This window comes from Kitasatospora albolonga, assembly GCF_039535905.1.
In the GTDB taxonomy this organism is placed as follows: domain Bacteria; phylum Actinomycetota; class Actinomycetes; order Streptomycetales; family Streptomycetaceae; genus Kitasatospora; species Kitasatospora albolonga.
In genome coordinates, this window is record NZ_BAAAYB010000098.1 from 156,622 (window position 1) to 174,042 (window position 17,421).

The 17,421-nt window shown below is 73.3% G+C and carries 13 protein-coding genes, 1 tRNA gene and 1 pseudogene; 7 read left to right on the forward strand and 8 right to left on the reverse strand.

Annotation, left to right across the window (positions count from 1 at the left end; genetic code table 11):
• Nucleotides 1-71 precede the first annotated feature (71 nt).
• The 5 genes and pseudogenes from ABD946_RS24925 to ABD946_RS24945 all read right to left on the reverse strand — a co-directional run bounded on the left by ABD946_RS24925 (nucleotide 72) and on the right by ABD946_RS24945 (nucleotide 5,756).
• Nucleotides 72-2,006, reverse strand: a complete 1,935-nt coding sequence (locus tag ABD946_RS24925) for an anthranilate synthase family protein (protein ID WP_345287190.1) — start codon at nucleotides 2,004-2,006, stop codon at nucleotides 72-74.
• A 69-nt stretch (nucleotides 2,007-2,075) separates the two neighbouring features.
• Complete coding sequence (locus ABD946_RS24930) at nucleotides 2,076-2,711, reverse strand: isochorismatase family protein (RefSeq protein WP_345287192.1); 636 nt, start codon at nucleotides 2,709-2,711, stop codon at nucleotides 2,076-2,078.
• Nucleotides 2,712-2,828: 117 nt separating this feature from the next.
• The gene (locus tag ABD946_RS24935) at nucleotides 2,829-3,608 is read right to left on the reverse strand and encodes a 2,3-dihydro-2,3-dihydroxybenzoate dehydrogenase (protein WP_345287194.1); all 780 of its coding nucleotides are present in this window, start codon (nucleotides 3,606-3,608) and stop codon (nucleotides 2,829-2,831) included.
• Between the two features lie 81 nt (nucleotides 3,609-3,689).
• A pseudogene (locus ABD946_RS24940) lies at nucleotides 3,690-4,899 on the reverse strand (3-deoxy-7-phosphoheptulonate synthase).
• Between the two features lie 416 nt (nucleotides 4,900-5,315).
• A complete protein-coding gene (locus ABD946_RS24945) occupies nucleotides 5,316-5,756 on the reverse strand; it encodes a transketolase-like TK C-terminal-containing protein (RefSeq protein ID WP_345287196.1) in 441 nt (146 codons plus the stop codon).
• Between the two features lie 163 nt (nucleotides 5,757-5,919).
• Between ABD946_RS24945 and ABD946_RS24950 the strand changes: the two genes are divergently transcribed.
• Nucleotides 5,920-6,684, forward strand: a complete 765-nt coding sequence (locus ABD946_RS24950) for an SDR family NAD(P)-dependent oxidoreductase (protein ID WP_345287198.1) — start codon at nucleotides 5,920-5,922, stop codon at nucleotides 6,682-6,684.
• Between the two features lie 59 nt (nucleotides 6,685-6,743).
• Here ABD946_RS24950 and ABD946_RS24955 read toward each other — a convergent pair.
• A tRNA-Ser gene (locus ABD946_RS24955) sits at nucleotides 6,744-6,831 on the reverse strand.
• Nucleotides 6,832-6,878: 47 nt separating this feature from the next.
• Nucleotides 6,879-8,507, reverse strand: a complete 1,629-nt coding sequence (locus ABD946_RS24960) for a S1C family serine protease (RefSeq protein WP_345287200.1) — start codon at nucleotides 8,505-8,507, stop codon at nucleotides 6,879-6,881.
• A gap of 310 nt (nucleotides 8,508-8,817) precedes the next feature.
• On the opposite strand from ABD946_RS24960, the gene ABD946_RS24965 reads away from it, so the two are divergent.
• The 4 genes from ABD946_RS24965 to ABD946_RS24980 all read left to right on the forward strand — a co-directional run bounded on the left by ABD946_RS24965 (nucleotide 8,818) and on the right by ABD946_RS24980 (nucleotide 13,064).
• Nucleotides 8,818-10,278 (forward strand): purine-cytosine permease family protein, encoded by a 1,461-nt coding sequence (locus ABD946_RS24965; protein ID WP_345287202.1) that lies wholly within the window; start codon nucleotides 8,818-8,820, stop codon nucleotides 10,276-10,278.
• A gap of 88 nt (nucleotides 10,279-10,366) precedes the next feature.
• Nucleotides 10,367-11,176, forward strand: coding sequence for a glycerophosphodiester phosphodiesterase (locus tag ABD946_RS24970; RefSeq protein WP_345287204.1), 810 nt, complete (start codon nucleotides 10,367-10,369; stop codon nucleotides 11,174-11,176).
• Between the two features lie 249 nt (nucleotides 11,177-11,425).
• Nucleotides 11,426-11,944: an ATP-binding protein gene (locus tag ABD946_RS24975; protein ID WP_345287206.1), complete on the forward strand. Its 519-nt coding sequence runs from the start codon at nucleotides 11,426-11,428 to the stop codon at nucleotides 11,942-11,944.
• Nucleotides 11,945-12,077: 133 nt separating this feature from the next.
• Nucleotides 12,078-13,064 (forward strand): DUF5926 family protein, encoded by a 987-nt coding sequence (locus tag ABD946_RS24980; protein ID WP_345287208.1) that lies wholly within the window; start codon nucleotides 12,078-12,080, stop codon nucleotides 13,062-13,064.
• Between the two features lie 156 nt (nucleotides 13,065-13,220).
• Here ABD946_RS24980 and ABD946_RS24985 read toward each other — a convergent pair whose 3' ends face one another.
• The gene (locus ABD946_RS24985; RefSeq protein WP_345287210.1) at nucleotides 13,221-13,931 is read right to left on the reverse strand and encodes a bifunctional DNA primase/polymerase; all 711 of its coding nucleotides are present in this window, start codon (nucleotides 13,929-13,931) and stop codon (nucleotides 13,221-13,223) included.
• 461 nt (nucleotides 13,932-14,392) lie between these two features.
• Here ABD946_RS24985 and ABD946_RS24990 point away from each other — a divergent pair, with 461 nt between their 5' ends.
• Both ABD946_RS24990 and ABD946_RS24995 read left to right on the forward strand, forming a co-directional pair.
• A complete protein-coding gene (locus ABD946_RS24990) occupies nucleotides 14,393-15,745 on the forward strand; it encodes a PP2C family protein-serine/threonine phosphatase (RefSeq protein WP_345287212.1) in 1,353 nt (450 codons plus the stop codon).
• A 153-nt stretch (nucleotides 15,746-15,898) separates the two neighbouring features.
• Nucleotides 15,899-17,398: an aminopeptidase P family protein gene (locus ABD946_RS24995; RefSeq protein WP_345287214.1), complete on the forward strand. Its 1,500-nt coding sequence runs from the start codon at nucleotides 15,899-15,901 to the stop codon at nucleotides 17,396-17,398.
• The last annotated feature ends 23 nt before the right edge of the window (nucleotides 17,399-17,421 follow it).

Consider the following 17,421-nt stretch of genomic DNA (forward strand, 5'->3'; position numbering starts at 1 on the left):
TTCGTGGAAGGCCTTCGTGCGGGGCGGCCGGGGAGGGGGGCCGCCCCGCACGGGTCGGGGGTGGTCCGGGCTCAGGAGGCGAGCAGCGAGACCAGGGTGTCGGTGATGATGTGCAGGCCGTCCTGGCTCAGCACCGACTCGGGGTGGAACTGCATGGAGCGGAAGCCGGGCCCGCGCAGCGCGTGCACCTGGCCGTTGGCCGGGTCGCGGCTGACCTCCACCTCGGCCTCGGCCCCGCCGTCGCCGAGCGGGAGCCGCAGCAGGTCCCGCTCGGAGTGCCCGGCGAAGGTGTTGTAGAAGCCGACCAGCTCGGTCCGGCCGAACAGGTCGATCTTCTTGGCCACGCCCTGGTTGGGCATGTCCCGGCGGACCAGGTCCAGGCCGAGCACCGCGCAGAGCACCTGGTGGCTCAGGCAGACCGAGAGGAAGGGCGTGCCCGAGGCCAGCAGCCGGCGGGTGGCGCCGTGCAGGTGGGCGATCTTCGGGTGGTCCACCTCCTGCGGGTCGCCCGGGCCGGGACCGAGCAGCACCAAGTCCCAGTCCTCGTCCAGCGAGTACTCCTCGTCGAACCGACGCAGCGTCACCTCCAGCCCCAGCGACCGGAGTTGGTGGTCCCACATGGCGGTGAAGGTGTCCTCGGCGTCCACCACCAGGACCCGGCGGCCGGCCAGCCCGGGGACGGGGCGCTTACGCTCCGCGGTGTCCTCCAGCCAGAACGGCGCCAGCGCGAGGTTGCGCTGGGCCAGGGCGGCCAGCACGTCCGGGTGCCGCGCGAAGCGCACCGGCTCGGCCGGGGCGGCGGCGCCCGCCGGGCGGGTGGCGAACGCGGCCAGCAGGCCGGCCGCCTTGGCCGCCGTCTCGGCGACCTCGGACTCCGGCCGGGAGTCGCGGACCAGGGTGGCGCCGACGCCGATGCTCAGGCGACCGGCGGCGGATATCTCGGCGGTGCGGATCAGGATCGAGGAGTCCAGGGTGCGACCGCCCTCCGCGTCGCGGCCGATCAGCGCGACCAGGCCGCTGTAGTAGCCGCGGCCCTTGGGCTCGTAACGCTTGATCACCTTGGCCGCGCTCTCCAGCGGGCTGCCGGTGACGGTGGGGGCGAACAGCGTCTCGCGCAGGATCTCCCGCGGGTCGCGCGAGGTCTCGCCCTCGATGAAGTACTCGGTGTGCGCCAGACGGGCCATCTCCATCAGGTGCGGGCCGGTCACCCGGCCGCCCGACTCGGTGATCCGGGCCATCATCTTGAGCTCTTCGTCGACCACCATGTAGAGCTCGTTCGCCTCCTTGGGGTCGGCCAGGAAGGAGAGCACGCCGGTGAGTTCGGGCCCGCCGGCCGGGTAGCGGTAGGTACCGCTGATCGGGTTCATCACCGCGACGCCGCCCGAGAGGCTGATGTGCCGCTCGGGGGTGGCGCCGACGAAGGTGCGCTCACCGGTGTCGATGACGAAGGTCCAGTAGGCGCCGCGCTCGCGCTCCAGCAGACGGCGGAAGAAGGTGAGGCCGGCCGCCGGGGTGTAGTCGGTGATGTCGGCGACGAAGGCCCGCCGGATCACGAAGTTGGCGCCCTCGCCGTTGCCGATCTCCTCGGCCAGGATCTGCCGGACCACACCGGCGTACTCCTGGTCGTCCACGTCGAACGCGCCGTTCGCCAACTCGATCGCCTGGTCCGGGAGTTGTGCGATCACCTGGTCGAGCGGCAGCGAGGCCTGCTCCCGCACGGCGAGCGCCAGCAGCGGCGCCCCGTCGTCGGCGGCGGCGAAGCCGCGCTCGGCGATCTGGCGGTAGGGCACCAGGGCGAGCACCTCGTGCTCGGCCCGGCCGGTGGCGGTCGGCTCCCCTTCGGCCAGCGGGATGTCGGCCAGCCGGGCGACCTCGGCCACCTCTCCGCCGAGCAGGTCCACCCGGCCCGGCCCGCCGGCCTCCGGCCGGTACAGCAGGGCGTAGCCGGACTGCCGCCCGGAGAGGATCCGCTCCAGCAGCTCTTGCCCGGCCTGACTGTCCGTCATGTTGCTTTCCTCCATTGTCCGTTGGCGCCGCTTCTGGTGCTTGCTCCGTCGCGTTCCGGCCCCGTCCGCTCAGTCCAGGTCGGCGAGCACGGCCTTGGTGGTGACCGCCATCGCGCAGCGCTCGGCGGCGTACTTGAGCGCCATCCGGTGGTAGTCGAGCGTGAAGTCGGCGATCGCGTCGCCGACCAGGAACGGCTGGATGTCGTGGGTGTAGGCGTCGAGGGTGGTGGCCAGCACGCCGATGTGGGCGTAGACCCCGCAGACGACCAGCTGGTCCCGGCCCTGCTCGCGCAGGAACTCCAGCAGCTGGGTGCGGTGGAACGCGCTGTAGCGCCACTTGGTCAGCACCAGGTCGCCCTCGGCCGGGGCGATCGGCTCGACCACCTGCTTGTGCTCGGCGTCGATGGTCATCCCCGGGCCCCAGAAGTCCTTGAGCAGGCCGCGCTGTTCGGGCGTCATGCCGCCGGGCTGGGCGGTGTACGCGACCGGGATGCCGAGCTCGGCGGCGCGGTCCCGGAGCAGGGTGGCGTTGGCCACCAGCTGGGTGACCGGGGACTCGCCAGCCTCGAAGGGCTTGAGGAAGTACTTCTGCATGTCGTGGATCAGCAGCACCGCGCGGGCCGGGTCCACGGTCCACTGGACGGTGTTCTCCGGCAGGTCGCCCTGCTGGGGCATCGGGTACGGGCTGATGGTCGGGATCCCCATGACGCTTGTCCTCTCAACTCTGCTGTTCCGTACGGTTGCCGACGCGGCGTCGGGGCGGCTGCGGGCCGGTGGGACGACCCGCAGCCCCGGCGGCCGGCGGTGGGGCGCCGGCCCTGGTCAGTGCCCGAGCGCGGCGCCTCCGTCGACGGTGAGGTCGTGCATGGTGATGTGCGCGGCCTGGTCCGAGAGCAGGAAGAGCACCGCGTCCGCGATGTGCGAGGGCTGCGCGATCCGCCCGAGCGGGATGCCCACCCGGAAGACCTCGGCCACGCCCTCGATCGAGGCCCGCGAGGCGCTGTCGTCACCGTCGGACCAGAGCGCGGTGAGCATGGGGGTGTCGGTCGAGCCGGGCGCCACCACGTTGCAGCGGATGCCGTACTTGGAGACCTCCAGACCCAGGCACTTGGTGAACATGGTGGCCGCCGCCTTGGAGGCCGCGTACGCCGACATGTCCACCCGCGCGGTGCCGGCGGCGTTGGACGCCACCGTGACGATCGCGCCGCGGTGCCCGCGCTCCACCATCCGGTTGACCACCGCGCGGGAGATGAAGAACACCCCGGTGGTGTTGACCGCGAAGGTGGTCGCCCAGTCCTGGTCGGTCAGCTCCTTGGCGGGACCGAGCCGGAGCACGCCGGCCCCGTTCACCAGGTAGTCGATCCCGCCGAGCTGACGCTCGATCGAGTCCACCACCTCCTCGACATCGGTGCTGCTGGTCACGTCGGCCGGAAACGCCTCCGCCCGCCCGCCCGCGTTCCGCAGCTCCTTGGCGATGTCCTCCAGCCGGTCGCCGTTCCGGTCGACCAGGGCGACCGTCACACCTCGCTCGACCAGCCCTCGGACGACCGCCTCACCGATGCCGCCGGCCGCGCCGGTGACCATCGCGACCTTGTTTTCCATTCCGTGAATGCTCATTTCGACCCCAAAGATCGAGGAGGATCGACCGTTGTCGGCCGGTAGGAGGGGTGGCGCCGGGCCGGGTCAGCCCCGCCAGGCAGCCGCGACTTCAAGTGCCTGCTCCGGGTTGAGCCGGGGGTCGCAGAAGCTGGTGTACTTCTCGCCGATCCGGTCGAGCTGGCGCTCGTCCCGGGCGCACTCGGTCACGTCGTCCGGCGTGGTCTCCAGGTGCAGACCACCCGGGACCGCGCCGACGCTCAGCAGCGCGTCCTGGAAGGCGCGCACCTCGCGGACCACGGTCTCCACCAGACGGGTCTTCAGCCCGCCCGGCCCGTTGACCGTGTTGCCGTGCATCGGGTCGGTCAGCCAGACCACCGGGTGCCCCTCGGCCTTGACCGCGGCCGCCATCGCGGGCAGCTTCCCGGCCACGTTGTCGGCGCCCATCCGGGCGATCAGCACCAGCCGGCCCGCCTCGCGCTCGGGGGTCGAGCGTGCGGCAGAGCGTCAGCAGGTCCTCGATGCTCATGCTCGGACCGACCTTGGAGGCCACCGGGTTGGCCACCGAGGCCAGCAGCGCCACGTGCGCGCCGTCCAGCTGGCGGGTCCGGTCGCCGATCCACGGCAGGTGGGTGGAGGCCAGGTAGGGCCGGCCGTCGTCGGTGCGGCGCAGCATCGGCACCTCGTAGTCCAGCAGCAGCGCCTCGTGGCTGGTCCACACCGGAGCACCGGCGGCGGCCAGGCCGGCGTCGGCGCGCTCGCGCAGCGCGTCGAAGGCCCGCGCGGCGGCGTCGTAACCGGCCAGCAGCCGGGTCGGGTCCGGCCGGCGCAGCTCCGGGTCGGGCTCGGGGCTGTTCACCATGTTCCCCCGGTAGACCGGGAGTTCGACGCCGGCGACCGTCTCGGTCGGCTTGGAGCGCGGCTTGCCGAACTGACCGGCCATCCGGCCGATCCGCAGCACCGGGCGCCGGGTGTTCATCGAGACCACCCCGGCCATCGCGTCCAGCAGACCCACCTTGCGGGTCACGTAGCCCGGCTCGCACTCCGCCGGGTCCTCCGCGCAGTCGCCGGACTGGACCACCTGGAGGCGGCCGGTGGCCACCTCGGCCAGCAGGCCGCGGAGCTCGGCGAGCTCCGCCGGGGTGACCAGACCCGGGCGGTCGGACAGCTCGGCGGTCACCCGGGACAGCTGCTCGGCGTCCTCCCAGGCAGGCTGCTGCTGGGCGGGGAGAGATTTCCAGTACTGGAGTTCGCTCTCCGACAGCGGCGGGCCGGCCGGAGCCGACTGTGCCGCCATGACGTCGCTACTCACTCAGAACCTCCGTGGTCATGAATTCTTTTCCATTTGCCCGGAAAGCGCGGCTGCCGAATATCCGGACAATGTTGTGGATTCAGTGCGGAAGGCAACCTTTACTTGAGTTTGAGTAGCGCAAACTGGCTGGTCAACGGCGACTTTGACACTCCGTCAGGTGGACGCAACCCTGTCACTAGGAACCGTCCGGTTGGATTGTTTTGGCAATTGACCGGTCGCCGACGAAATTCCTGGCATCGGAATTCCCGAATTCCCGGTGGTCCGTCGGCCACTTCGCCAGATCGGCCCTTCCTGAGGCACCGGGCCCGGTACTGCGTCAGATCGCAGACCGGGGACGGGAACGACGGAGCGCCGCCCGGCGAAGCCGGACGGCGCCCTGGGGCCCTGCGCGTCGTGGTGGATCAGGCGACGCGGTCGCGCACCTCGGCCAGCCTCAGCCGGGCCCGCGCGGCCACCCGCTCGGCGGCGAAGGCCACCTGCTCGTACAGCGTCTGGTACGGCGCCGACAGGCCCGCGCCCGCCAGGCCCACCGGCGCACCGGCCTGGCCGGCCAGCGCGTACCAGCCCAGCGAGGCGCCGGCCCCGACCGAGACCCGCACCCCGGCACCGCAGGGCAGCACCCGCTCCCGGTACTCGCGCGGCTGGCGGTCGAAGCGCGCCGGACAGGACATCGCCACCACCCGGGTGGCCACCCCCGCCGCCTCCAGGATCTCCCGGGCCCGCAGCGCCACCCGCTCCTCACCGCCGTCCGCGATCAGGATCACCTGCGGCAGACCTGCGGACGCCTCCGCCAGCACGTGCCCGCCGCGGACCGCCGGCGTGTCCTCTCCAGGGATGCCCATCGCGCCCGCCCGCCTCTCCGTCGAAGCCGCTCCCCCACCGTACGAACGACTCTCCGCCCGCACCCCGACACGGACAATCCCGCTTCTGTCACTCCGTCACATGTCCATCACCGCACTGTGGTTGGATCGCCGCGAAGGATTTCCGACCGGAGAGGGGGCTCCGATGGGAGCGCTGGAGGGCAAGACCGCACTGGTCACCGGTGCCAGCCGGGGGATCGGCCGGGGCATCGCCCGCAGACTGGCCGCCGACGGCGCACTGGTGGTGGTCCACTACGGGGTGAACGAGGCCGCCGCCGAGGAGACGGTGCGGCTGATCGAGAAGGACGGCGGCCGGGCCGTCGCGGCCGGCGCCGACCTGGCCGAGCTGGACGGGCCCGACCTGCTCTGCGCACGGCTCTGGGAGGCGCTCGCCGCGGTCGGCGCCGACCGCGGCCTGGACGTCCTGGTCAACAACGCCGCCCTCTCCGGCGGCGGCCACCTGGCCGAACTCTCGGCCGAGCACTACGACCGGCTGCACCTGGTCAACACCCGCTCACCGCTGCTGCTGATCCAGCGGCTGCTGCCCGACCTGCGCGAGGGCGGACGGATCGTCAACATCTCCTCCGCCGCCACCCGGGTCTCCTTCCCCGAGTCGATCGGCTACGCCATGACCAAGGGCGCCCTGGAGGCCCTCACCCTGGCCCTGGCCAAGGACCTCGGCCCGCGCAACATCACCGTCAACACCGTGGCCCCCGGCTACGTCGCCACCGACATGAACGCCCGCCGCCGCACCACTCCCGAGGCGGCCGCCTCACTCGCCGCCCTCTCCGCCCTCGACCGCATCGGCTCCCCCGAGGACATCGCCGAGATGGTCGCCTTCCTCGCCTCCCCCGCCGCCGGCTGGACCACCGGCCAGCGCCTGGAGGTCAGCGGCGGCCTGCTGATCTGACGCCCGCTCGGGAACGACCGAGGCCCCCGACCACCTGGTGGTCGGGGGCCTCGCCGCAGCGGAGAGTGTGGGATTTGAACCCACGGTGACGGGTCACGCCACGACAGTTTTCAAGACTGGTCCCTTAGGCCGCTCGGGCAACTCTCCAGGCGGAGGTCAGCCTAACGGTTCCCACGGGGATCCGTGCACACCCTTTAGTTGTCGCCCTTGCGCTCGCCGAGGGTGACGGTGGTCTTGGCGGTCTTGCCGTCGCGGGTGTACTCGACCTCGACCTTGTCGCCGGGCTTGTAGGTCCAGATCTCGCTGACCAGGGTGGGGCCGCTGTCGATGACGTGGCCGCCGAGCTTGGTGATGACGTCGCCGGGCTTGAGGCCGGCCTGGTCGGCGGGGCCGCCGGGGGTGACGGCGGGCTTGCCCTGGACGGAGGAGGTCTGGATCTGGGCGCCGTCGCCCTTGTAGTCGTCGTTGCGCAGCACGCCGAGGATCGCGTAGACGGGGGTGCCGTTGGCGATCAGGTCGCCGGCGACGCGCTTGGCCTGGTTGATCGGGATGGCGAAGCCGAGGCCGATCGAGCCGGCCCGGCCGGAGCCGCTGCTGTTCGACTGGATGGCCGAGTTGATGCCGATCACCGCGCCGGAGGCGTCGAGCAGCGGGCCGCCGGAGTTGCCCGGGTTGATCGAGGCGTCGGTCTGCAGCGCGTTCATGTAGGAGGCCTGCGCGCTGGTCTCGTCGCCGGAGGCGACCGGGCGGTCCTTGGCGCTGACGATGCCGGTGGTGACGGTGCCCTCGAGGCCGTACGGGGCGCCGATCGCGATGGTGGCGTCGCCGACCGCGACCTTGTCCGAGTCGCCGAGGGCCAGCGGGACGAGCTTGTCCTTCGGCGGGTTGTCGAGCTTGATGACCGCGACGTCGTAGCCCTGGGCCCGGCCGACCACCGAGGCGGCGTAGGAGGAGCCGTCGGAGAAGCGGACCGTCAGCTTGCCGCCGCTGGCGGCCGGGGCCACCACGTGGTTGTTGGTGAGGATGTGGCCCTCGGTGTCGAAGACGAAGCCGGTGCCGGTGCCGGACTCGCCGGAGCCCTGCGCCTTGATGGTGACGACGCTCGGCAGCGCCTTGTTGGCGATCCCGGCGACCGACTCGGGCGCCCGGTTGACCGCCTGCTGGTTCTGACTGGCCTGCACCGTGGTGCTGGAGCCCCGGCCGGAGGAGGACGAGGTGCGTCCGTCCCGGTCGGCGACGGAGACGCCGATCGCGCCGCCGGCCAGACCGGCCAGCAGGGCGACGGCCGCGACCAGGGCGATCAGACCGCCGCGCTTGCGGCCGGGCACCGGGGTGGCCGCGCCCGGGAACTCCGGGTACCCGGGCAGACCGGGGCCGCCGCCACCGGGCGGGGCGGCCCAGCCGCCGAGCGGGGTGCCCGCGCCGAAGGGGTGCGGGTGCGCCTGCGGCTGCGGGTGCGGGTGCGGGTGGCCGTGCGGGTCGGCGACCGGCGGCAGCGGGGCGGCGGCCGGGACCGCGTACGGGTTCTCGGACGGGACCACCGGCGGCGGCGCGTCGAGGTAGGACGGGGCGGCGGCAGCGGGCGCGGGCGGCGCGGCGGGCGGGGCGACGGGCGCGGGGGCCGGCGGGGCGGCGGGCGCGGGCGGCAGCACCGGCGGCGGCGCGTCCAGGTAGGAGGGCGCCGGGGGCGCGACCTTGCCGAGGGCCACCGTGTCGGCGGGCGCGGCGGGGGCGGCGGTTGACGCGGTGTCAGCCGCCTCCCGGGCCGTGGAGGTGCGCTCCTCCTCGGGACGCGAGTCCCCACTCACGTGCTCGGTGCTCACGGACGACCTCCATAGCTGACAGGACCTTGGGCCACAGTTTTCCGCATGTCCGATTCAGTTGTCGTAAGGAGCGTTCTGAAGGATTGGTGAGAATCCTTAGCCGTTCCCGACATCCCACGCCTTGGGCCCCGCCTTGGTGTTCGACGGTCCTGCGGCTAGCCTGGCGCTCCAAACTGACACGCGGGAGCTTGGACCGTCCAGGCTGAGAGTGCGCGGAACGACCGTACGCCATGCAGCAGCTGGCCGTGCGGCGAGGGAGCGCAGACCGCTCGAACCTGTCCGGGTAATGCCGGCGTAGGGAGCTTCGGCCATGACGGCTGCTTCGCCTGCCCCTGTCCAAGACGTCTCCGCGAGAGCCGAGGCGCCGCTGGTCCTCGACACCGCGCCGCCGCGCACGCTGGACTTCCGGGCGCTCTTCTCGCTCTGGGCCAACCTCGGCGTCAGCCTGATCGGCTTCACCAGCGCCGCCACCGTGATCGGCGTCAAGGGCGCCGAGCTCTCGCTGGCCGCCGCGATCACCGCGACGGTGGCCGGCACCGCGATCGGCACCTCGATGCTGGGCGTCGCCGCGCTGATCGGCGCCCGCACCGGCGCCCCCGCGATGGCGCTGCTGCGCGGTCTGTTCGGCACCAGGCTGTCCTACGTGCCGACGGTGCTGAACATCGCCCAGTGCATCGGCTGGGGCGTGTACGAGCTGCTGGTGATCGCGATGGGCGCCCAGGAGGTGACGGGCACCCAGGGCTGGCGGTGGCTGTTCGTGCTGCTGGCCGGGGTGCTGACCACGGCGCTGACCATCTGGCCGCTGGGCTCGATCGCGGTGCTGCGCAAGTACGTGACCATCGCGGTGGGCATCGCGATGGTGTACTTCACCGTCCAGCTGGTCCGCCAGGGCGTGCCGAACCCCGGTGCGGGCAACTGGACCGGCTTCCTGACCGCGACCGACGCGATCATCGCGGTCTCCATCTCCTTCGTGCCGCTGGCCGCCGACTACACCCGGCACGCCCGCACCGCCTCCTCCGCCTACTGGGCCACCTTCTCCGGCTACTCGCTGGCGCAGGTCTGGTGCTACCTGCTCGGCGTGGTGGCACTGCTGCAGTCGGACGGCGACGCGACCCGGATCTTCTCCTCCTTCACCGGCGTCGCGGCCGGCTGGGCCTTCCTGCTGGTGCTGGTGATCCGGGAGACCGACCAGTCCTTCGCCAACGTCTACTCCACCGCGATGTCGGTGCAGAACCTGCTGCCGAAGGTGGACCGCCGCCTGCTGACCGGCGGGATCGGCGCCCTGGTGACGGTGCTGGCGCTGAACATCGAGGAGTTCACCGCCTCCTACTACGCCTTCCTCGGCCTGATCGGCGCGGTCTTCGTGCCGATGTTCGCGGTGCTGGCGGCGGACTACTTCCTGGGCACGGGCCGCACCGCCCCGAGCCGAAGGGGCGCGCCGGTGTCGAAAAGGAGGAGCGAGGAAGGGAGCGAAGCGACCGCGGGAGGGACGACTGTCGACACCGGGTCGAAGCGCCCCGGAGGCGAGCGGGCGAGTACCAGCTGGAACCTGGACGAGGACGCGCCGGCCCGGCCGCTGATGCTGCTGCCGTGGGCGCTGGGCTTCGCGACCTACCAGTTCATCGCGCCGACCGCGATCGACGGGTGGCAGGGCTTCTGGCAGGACCTGCAGTCCTCGGTGGGCTTCACGCCGCAGGCCTGGATCTCGGCCTCGCTGTTCGCCTTCCTGGTGGCCGGTCTGGCCACCCTGGCCGTCCAGCCGCGCAAGTAGCGCGGCGGCTCCGCCGCCACGGGGACTTCACCCGGAGTTTCCCGTGGCGGCGGCCGACGGCCACCGGCCGCCTCGTAGGGTGGTCCGCGTGGACACCCGGGACCAGGCCTTGACCTCGACGAACACCCCCGACCGCGCGGCGGTGAAGGTGATCGCCCACCGCGGCTCCTCCGCGGCCCGCGCCGAGCACACCCTCGCCGCGTACCGGCTGGCGATCGAGGAGGGCGCGGACGGCCTGGAGTGCGACGTCCGGCTGACCGCCGACGGCAAGCTGGTCTGCGTCCACGACCGCACCGTGCACCGCACCTCCGACGGCCGGGGCGCGGTCTCCGCCCTGACGCTGGCTCAGCTGGAGGCGATGGACTTCGGCTCCTGGAAGCACCCGGACGCCCCCGAGCCCAGCCCGGTGCTCACCCTGGAGCGGCTGCTGGAGCTGGCGGTGGACGCCGGCCGCCGGATCGAGCTGGCCATCGAGACCAAGCACCCCACCCGGTACGCCGGGCGGACCGAGGCCGAGCTGCTCCGCCAACTGGCCCGCTTCGGCCTGCTGCCGGACAGCGCGGAGGAGTCCGCCGTCCGGATCATGAGCTTCTCCGAGCTCTCGCTGCACCGGGTCCGCCGGGCCGCCCCGACGGTGCCGACCGTCTACCTGCTGGAGCGCCGGCTGCCGCTGATCGGCCGCACCCGGGTGCTGCCCGGCGGGGCCCGGATCGCCGGCCCCGGGATCGAGCTGGTGCGGGCCAACCCCGGGCTGGTGCCGGCCCTGCGCCGGGCAGGGCACCGGGTGCACGTGTGGACGGTGGACGAGCCGGCCGACGTCGAGCTCTGCCTGGAACTGGGCGTCGAGGCCATCATCACCAACCGGCCGCGAGCGGTTCTGAGTCAACTCGGCCGATAGTTGCGTCAAGTCGGCCGGTATTCGCCCGCGCAGGGTTGTGAACGGGCGTGAACTGCGGCGCAGAACACCTGGAGTGGCCAATTCCGGTCGTTTTCACGACGTTCCGTGAGCAGCCAATCACCATGTGCCCACCGCGAGTTACGAAGGCCGTTAATGTCGTGCCGCGATCGATGAACGCCCGTTTCCGACGCATTACCAAGGGGCATCCATCCCTCGGCGAATGCTGAAGGAGGTCCGGGGGTGGCGTTGATGATGGCACACGAGGTGCCGACTTCATCGACCATGGCGGTGCCGCACGGGCCCGCCGGAGTCGGAGCGGCACGACGCCGGTTGCGCAGCGATCTCGGTGACCGCTCGGTGGACGAGACGGTGATCGACGACGCTGTCCTGATCCTGTCCGAACTGCTCAGCAACTCCTGCCGCTACGCCCGCCCGCTGGGCAGGCTGGCCGACCTCAAGGACGACGCGCCGGGCGGCTACCCGGCCCCGGTCCTGGTCGGGGCGGGGTGCGGCGAGGACGGCGAACCCGAAGGGGTGACGGTCCGTTGGCGGCTCCCCGGGGACGGCTCGCTCACCCTGGAGGTCACCGACGGCGGCGCGGCCACCCGGCCGCTCCCCGCCCGCCCCTCGCTCACCGCGCGCGGCGGCCGCGGCCTGGCCATCGTCGGACGGCTGGCCAGCGAGTGGGGCGTGCGGGACGCCCCGGGCCGGGTGACGGTCTGGGCCGCACTGCCGCTCCACCCCGACCACGGGGCGCGCACCGCCTGACGCCCCGTCCGGCGCCCGGTCCGGTGCCGCGGCTGACGGCCCGTCCGGGCCCGACGCGCGACACGGACGCGGTGGCGGCCGAAAGCTCAGTAGGCTTCCGGGGCAAGCCAGTCGCCGTACCGGGAGCCGCACCATGGCCAAGAAGGCCGCCAAGAAGTCGCCGCAGCGCCGTCCGTCCACCGCCGTCACCTCGGGCGAGATCCCCGTGGTGGGAGCCCGTGAGGACTGCCCCTGCGGCTCGGGCCGCCGGTACAAGGCCTGCCACGGCCGGGAGGCCGCGCACGCCGTCCAGGAGCTGGTGCACCGCCCGTTCGAGGGTCTGCCCGGTGAGGCCGACTGGGTCGCGCTGCGCGAGCTGGTGCCCGCCGCCACCGTGCCGCTGACCCTGGCCAAGGGCGTGGCCGACACCGCCAACGGCCCGGTCCCGTCCGTCACCCTGGCCACCGTGCTGCCGCTGGCCTGGCCCGCGCTGCGCCGCCAGGACGGCTCGATCCTGCTCGGCCTGCAGACCCAGTCCTCCTCCGGTGACCTGAGCCGCGACCTGGCGGACGCCCTGGAGCTGGCCCTGGCCACCGAGCCGGGCACCCCGGTGCCGGCCCGCCGGACGGTGCCCGGCGGGCGCCGACTGCAGGAACTGCTGGACCTGGAGGCCGAGTTCACCCCCGAGGTGTTCACCGGCTTCGAGTTCTGGCTGGAGGACGCCGAGGCCGCCGAGGGCGAGGTGGCCGCCTCCCTGGAGCGGGCCAACGCCTCCGCCATCCCGACCGAGAAGATCTCCAGCGTGCCGTCCTCGTACTGGTGCGCCGCGGCGGACAAGAACCACCTGCGCTGGGTCATGACGGTTCCGGAGGAGCAGCTGCTGGACGCGCTGGCCCGGCTGGACGCGGCCGGCGACTCCTCGCTGGGCGAGGACACCCGCCTGGTCGGCTCGTTCCGTGCGCACGGCCTGACCGTCCCGGTCTGGGACCTGCCGCAGTCGATGACCGCCGCCGCCTGCGAGGCGCCCGCCGCCGCGTTCGCCGAGCGACTGGCCGGCGCGCTGGCGGAGGAGGCCCCGCTGACCGTCGAGGAGCGCAAGGCCCGGGCCAATCTGGTGAACCGTCAGGTGACCCTCAACTGAGGATCCGCACGGGCGGAGTGACTCCGGTCACATTCGCCGCCCGAACGGAGAAACCCCAGGTGACAGAGTCCTTGGACAAATTGGCGCGGACGAGGATCTTTGTTACCATTTAAACAGTCCGGTCGCTGGTGCATCCCCCGTCGCCAGCGGCCGGATTCACTGTTTCCCGAGGGAAGTTGAGGCGGCGTCAGCCGAACTCGCCGCGATCAGCGCGCCGAGCAGGCCTCCCACCTCGGGCAGCCAGGGCCGGTCCCCGACCGGCGGCCGGACCCACCGCGCCGGCGCCGAGCCGGACCCGGCCCGCGAGGGCGGCAGCACCAGGTACCCGTCCGGTCCGTGGTAGCGCATCACCCCGGGCACGCACGGCTGTTCGGCCAGCAGCTCGCCCAACTCGGCCAGCGAGTACGGCGCCACCAGCAGAAGGTACCGCCCCTGCCCGGCCAGCACCGGGCCGACCGGCAGGCCCATCAGGTCGAACCAGGCCAGCGCGCGGGCCCCGGCCCTGGCCGGAACGCTCACCGCGCTGACCGTCCGCCCCGTCGCCAGCAGCACCGGGGCGTCCGGGCTCCGCCTCTCCCACCACCAACCCACCATCCGGGCATCGGTGGTGGCCGCCACCAGCGGCGGCTCGTGCGGATGCGCGCCGGGCGTGGGGCAGCCCTGGTCCGCACAGGAGCAGCCGCCGGGCCGGCCCGGCGCCGCGTGCGCTCCCGGCAGCACCGGCCAGCCGCGGCCGGCGGCCTCCAGCGCGGCTCCGCGCAGCGCGGCCCTGACCCGGCGCCGACTGCCCGGCCAGCGCAGCCAGACCCTGCCGGCGGCGGGGCCGGGTGCTCCGGCGGTGCCCCGTCGGGGACGTGACCATGGCATCGGCGCTCGTTCCTTTCCGCTTCCGCGGCCGCTTCCTGGACCGCTGGGCCAGAGGGGCTCTGGGGTCAGGCCGGGGCGGGGCCTGGGCCGGACGGCCCGGAACGAGAATCCCGCATACGACCGGACGGACGCTCCTCGGGAGCCTTCGGTTCCACCGTACGGGTGAGTGGCGCGCGGCCCGGGCGGCCGGTCGGCGGGCGAACCCTACGATCGCCGACGGCACCTGACGGACCGTCGGCCCCACCGGCCCGGACGCGGTCCGGCCGCACGCGGCGTCCGGGCAGGTCGACGGGCGGGCGGGAGCGGGCGAGAACCAGCCATCCGGCCTTGTCCCGATTCTGGACATGCCCCTTTCGGCCTGTGTACAAGTGGTGGATTGATGCCGAGTAGTGACATAGCAATCCTTTTGGGCGGTCCTGAGGGTCCTGCGTGACACGTACCAATGTGTGGGGAGTTGGGACATGACCGACGCCAAGCCACCGGCAGCGGCGACCACCGCCGTGCTGCCGGACCTCGGCTTCCTGGCCACCAGCGGAACGGCCGACCTGCAGGACCGTTTGGCCGGACAGCTGTCCGATCTCACGGTGCTCCAGGAGCACACCGAGCTGCTCACCCGGGCCCGCGGCCTGGCCGGCACGCTGGCCACCGTGCTGGCGTCCGGAGCCGCTCTGCTCGGCGCCCGGCGCGGTCTGATCACCACCACCGCCCGGGGCGCCGGCCGACCGGTCGGCCTCGGCCTGGACCGGGCCGAGCTGGGCGCCCTGGAGACCGTCCCCGCCGAACACGGGCCGTTCGCGGGCCTGTTGAGCCACCCCGACGGGGCCGGTCAGCTGCTGATCACCGATCTGGCGGAGGACCCGGCGGCCGGTCCCCGGTTCCGCGAGGTGGCCGGGCAGCTCGGTCTGGGCGCCTGCTTCGCCCTCCCGCTGGCCACCCCCGAGGACGGCCCGCTGGGCGCGGCCGCCTGGTTCTACGACGAACCGGCCGAGCCGGCCCCGGGCCGCCGCCTGCTGGCCCACCGGTACTGCGAGTTCGCCGCCCAGCTGCTGGCCCGCCAGCTCGACCAGGAGCGGGCCGAGCGGCAGGCCGAGGCGCTGCGCCGCGGCCTGCTGCCGGACCGCCTGCCCGTCGGCGCCGGGCTGCGGATGGCCGCCCGCTGCCTGCCCGCCGCGCTGGACCGCTCGGCCGGCAGCGACTGGTACGACGCCATCCCGCTGCCCGACGGCACCTTCGGCCTGACCGTCGGCAGCGTGGCCGGTGACGGCCTGGGTGCCGGCCCCGGCTCCGCGCCCGGCGCGGCCGCCGCGATGGGCCGGGTGCGCGCCGCGCTGCGGGCGTACGCGGTGCTGGAGGGCGAGGACCCGGTCTCCGTCCTCGGCGACCTGGAGCTGCTGCTCAAGACCACCGAGCCGGCCCGGACCGCCACCGCGCTCTACGCCTGGGTGCAGCCCGAGGAGCGTCGGATCACCCTGGCCGGGGCCGGGCACTGCCCTCCCGTGCTGGTGACCCGTCAGGGCGCCGAGTTCGTGGAGACCTCGCTCTCCGCCCCGCTCGGCATGCTCAGCTGCTGGGAGGCGCCCGGCGTCGAGGTCGAGGCCGGGCCGGGCGACGTGCTGGTGCTCTACACCGAGGGCCTGGCCCGCCGCTGCGGCCCCACCCTGCACGCCGGGCAGAACGCGCTGCGCCGGGCCGCCGCCGACGCCCCCCGGGAGGTGCGGGCCGACCCGGACCGGCTCTGCGCCCACCTGCTGGCCGCCGCCGGCGCCGACGGCGGCACCGACGACCTGGTGCTGCTGGCCGCCCGCTTCGACTGAGTTCCTCCCCCCGGGCGGCTGACGGAGTCCGGACCCGCTGGCGGTGCCCGCTCAGCCGTTCGGTGGCGATCCGTACCATGGGGGCCGACGGCCGCCCACGTGCGTCGCGATCCGACGCGCCGAGGCGGGACCACATCGCAAGGAGGCGACGTAGTGACCGAGGACCGCAGCCCGGCGGCAGCCGAGAACCCCGAGGGTGCCGCAGGCGAGGACGCCGAGGAGCAGCCGGTCAAGGGCCGCAAGAACGGCCTGTACGGCGAGGTCTCCGACGAGCTGGCCGCCTCGATGAAGTCCGGCTGGGCCGACACCGAGCTGCGCGGTCTGGAACCGGTGGCCCAGGCGCCGTACGCGGCCGCCCGCCGCGCCGCGCTCTCCGCCGCGTACCCCGGCGAGCGGCTGGTGGTCCCGGCCGGGAACCTGCGCACCCGCGCCAACGACACCGAGTACTCCTTCCGCGCCGCGAGCGAGTACGTCCACCTGACGGGCGACCAGACCGAGGACGCGATCCTGGTCGGCGAGCCCCGCGAGAGCGGCGGCCACGACTTCCACCTCTACCTGCTGCCGCGGTCCAACCGCGAGAACGGCGAGTTCTGGCTGGACGGCAACGGCGAGCTCTGGGTCGGCCGGCGCCACAGCCTGACCGAGGCCGAGCAGCTGCTCGGCCTGCCCTGCCGCGACGTCCGCAAGGCCGTCGAGGAGCTCCAGGCCGCCCCGGCCGCCCCGACCCGGCTGGTCCGCAGGTACGACGCCGGCCTGGAGGCCGGGCTCGCGGACGTGCTGGACGAGGAGAAGGACGAGGAGCTCAAGACCTTCCTCAGCGGCCTGCGCCTGGTCAAGGACGAGTGGGAGATCACCCAGCTCCGGGCCGCCTGCGACTCCACCGTCAACGGCTTCACCGACGTGGTCCGCGAGCTCGGCCAGGCCGTCGCCACCTCCGAGCGCTGGATCGAGGGCACCTTCTGGCGCCGCGCCCGGGTCGAGGGCAACGACATCGGCTACGGCTCCATCTGCGCCGCCGGCCCGCACGCCACCACCCTGCACTGGGTCCGCAACGACGGCGACGTCCGCCCGGGCGAGCTGCTGCTGCTGGACGCCGGCGTGGAGACCCACACCCTCTACACCGCCGACGTCACCCGCACCCTGCCGATCAACGGCACCTTCACCCCGCTCCAGCGGAAGATCTACGACGCGGTCTACGACGCCCAGGAGGCGGGCATCGCCGCGGTGAAGCCGGGCGGCCGGTTCCGCGACTTCCACGACGCCTCCCAGCGGGTGCTGGCCGAGCGGCTGCTGGCGTGGGGCCTGATCGACGCCTCGGTGTACGACGTCGAGAAGGTCCTGGAGCTGGGCCTGCAGCGCCGCTGGACCCTGCACGGCACCGGCCACATGCTCGGCCTCGACGTGCACGACTGCGCCCAGGCCCGCCGCGAGGACTACGTCGACGCCGACCTCGTCCCGGGCATGTGCCTGACCGTCGAGCCCGGCCTCTACTTCCAGCAGGACGACCTCACCGTCCCCGAGGAGTACCGCGGCATCGGCGTCCGCATCGAGGACGACATCCTGGTCACCGCCGAGGGCAACGAGAACCTCTCGGCCGGCCTCCCCCGCCAGGCCGACGAGGTCGAGGCCTGGATGGCCCGCCTCACCGGCTGACGCAGGGTCACGCACGGCGGCGG

Excerpts from the sequence above, each read along its gene's own strand:
- ABD946_RS24925 (WP_345287190.1), bottom strand. The coding sequence starts at position 2,006 with ATGACGGACAGTCAGGCCGGGCAAGAGCTGCTGGAGCGGATCCTCTCC.
- ABD946_RS24930 (WP_345287192.1), bottom strand. The coding sequence starts at position 2,711 with ATGGGGATCCCGACCATCAGCCCGTACCCGATGCCCCAGCAGGGCGAC.
- ABD946_RS24935 (WP_345287194.1), bottom strand. The coding sequence starts at position 3,608 with ATGGAAAACAAGGTCGCGATGGTCACCGGCGCGGCCGGCGGCATCGGT.
- ABD946_RS24945 (WP_345287196.1), bottom strand. The coding sequence starts at position 5,756 with ATGGGCATCCCTGGAGAGGACACGCCGGCGGTCCGCGGCGGGCACGTG.
- ABD946_RS24950 (WP_345287198.1), top strand. The coding sequence starts at position 5,920 with ATGGGAGCGCTGGAGGGCAAGACCGCACTGGTCACCGGTGCCAGCCGG.
- ABD946_RS24965 (WP_345287202.1), top strand. The coding sequence starts at position 8,818 with ATGACGGCTGCTTCGCCTGCCCCTGTCCAAGACGTCTCCGCGAGAGCC.
- ABD946_RS24975 (WP_345287206.1), top strand. The coding sequence starts at position 11,426 with ATGATGGCACACGAGGTGCCGACTTCATCGACCATGGCGGTGCCGCAC.
- ABD946_RS24980 (WP_345287208.1), top strand. The coding sequence starts at position 12,078 with ATGGCCAAGAAGGCCGCCAAGAAGTCGCCGCAGCGCCGTCCGTCCACC.
- ABD946_RS24985 (WP_345287210.1), bottom strand. The coding sequence starts at position 13,931 with ATGCCATGGTCACGTCCCCGACGGGGCACCGCCGGAGCACCCGGCCCC.
- ABD946_RS24990 (WP_345287212.1), top strand. The coding sequence starts at position 14,393 with ATGACCGACGCCAAGCCACCGGCAGCGGCGACCACCGCCGTGCTGCCG.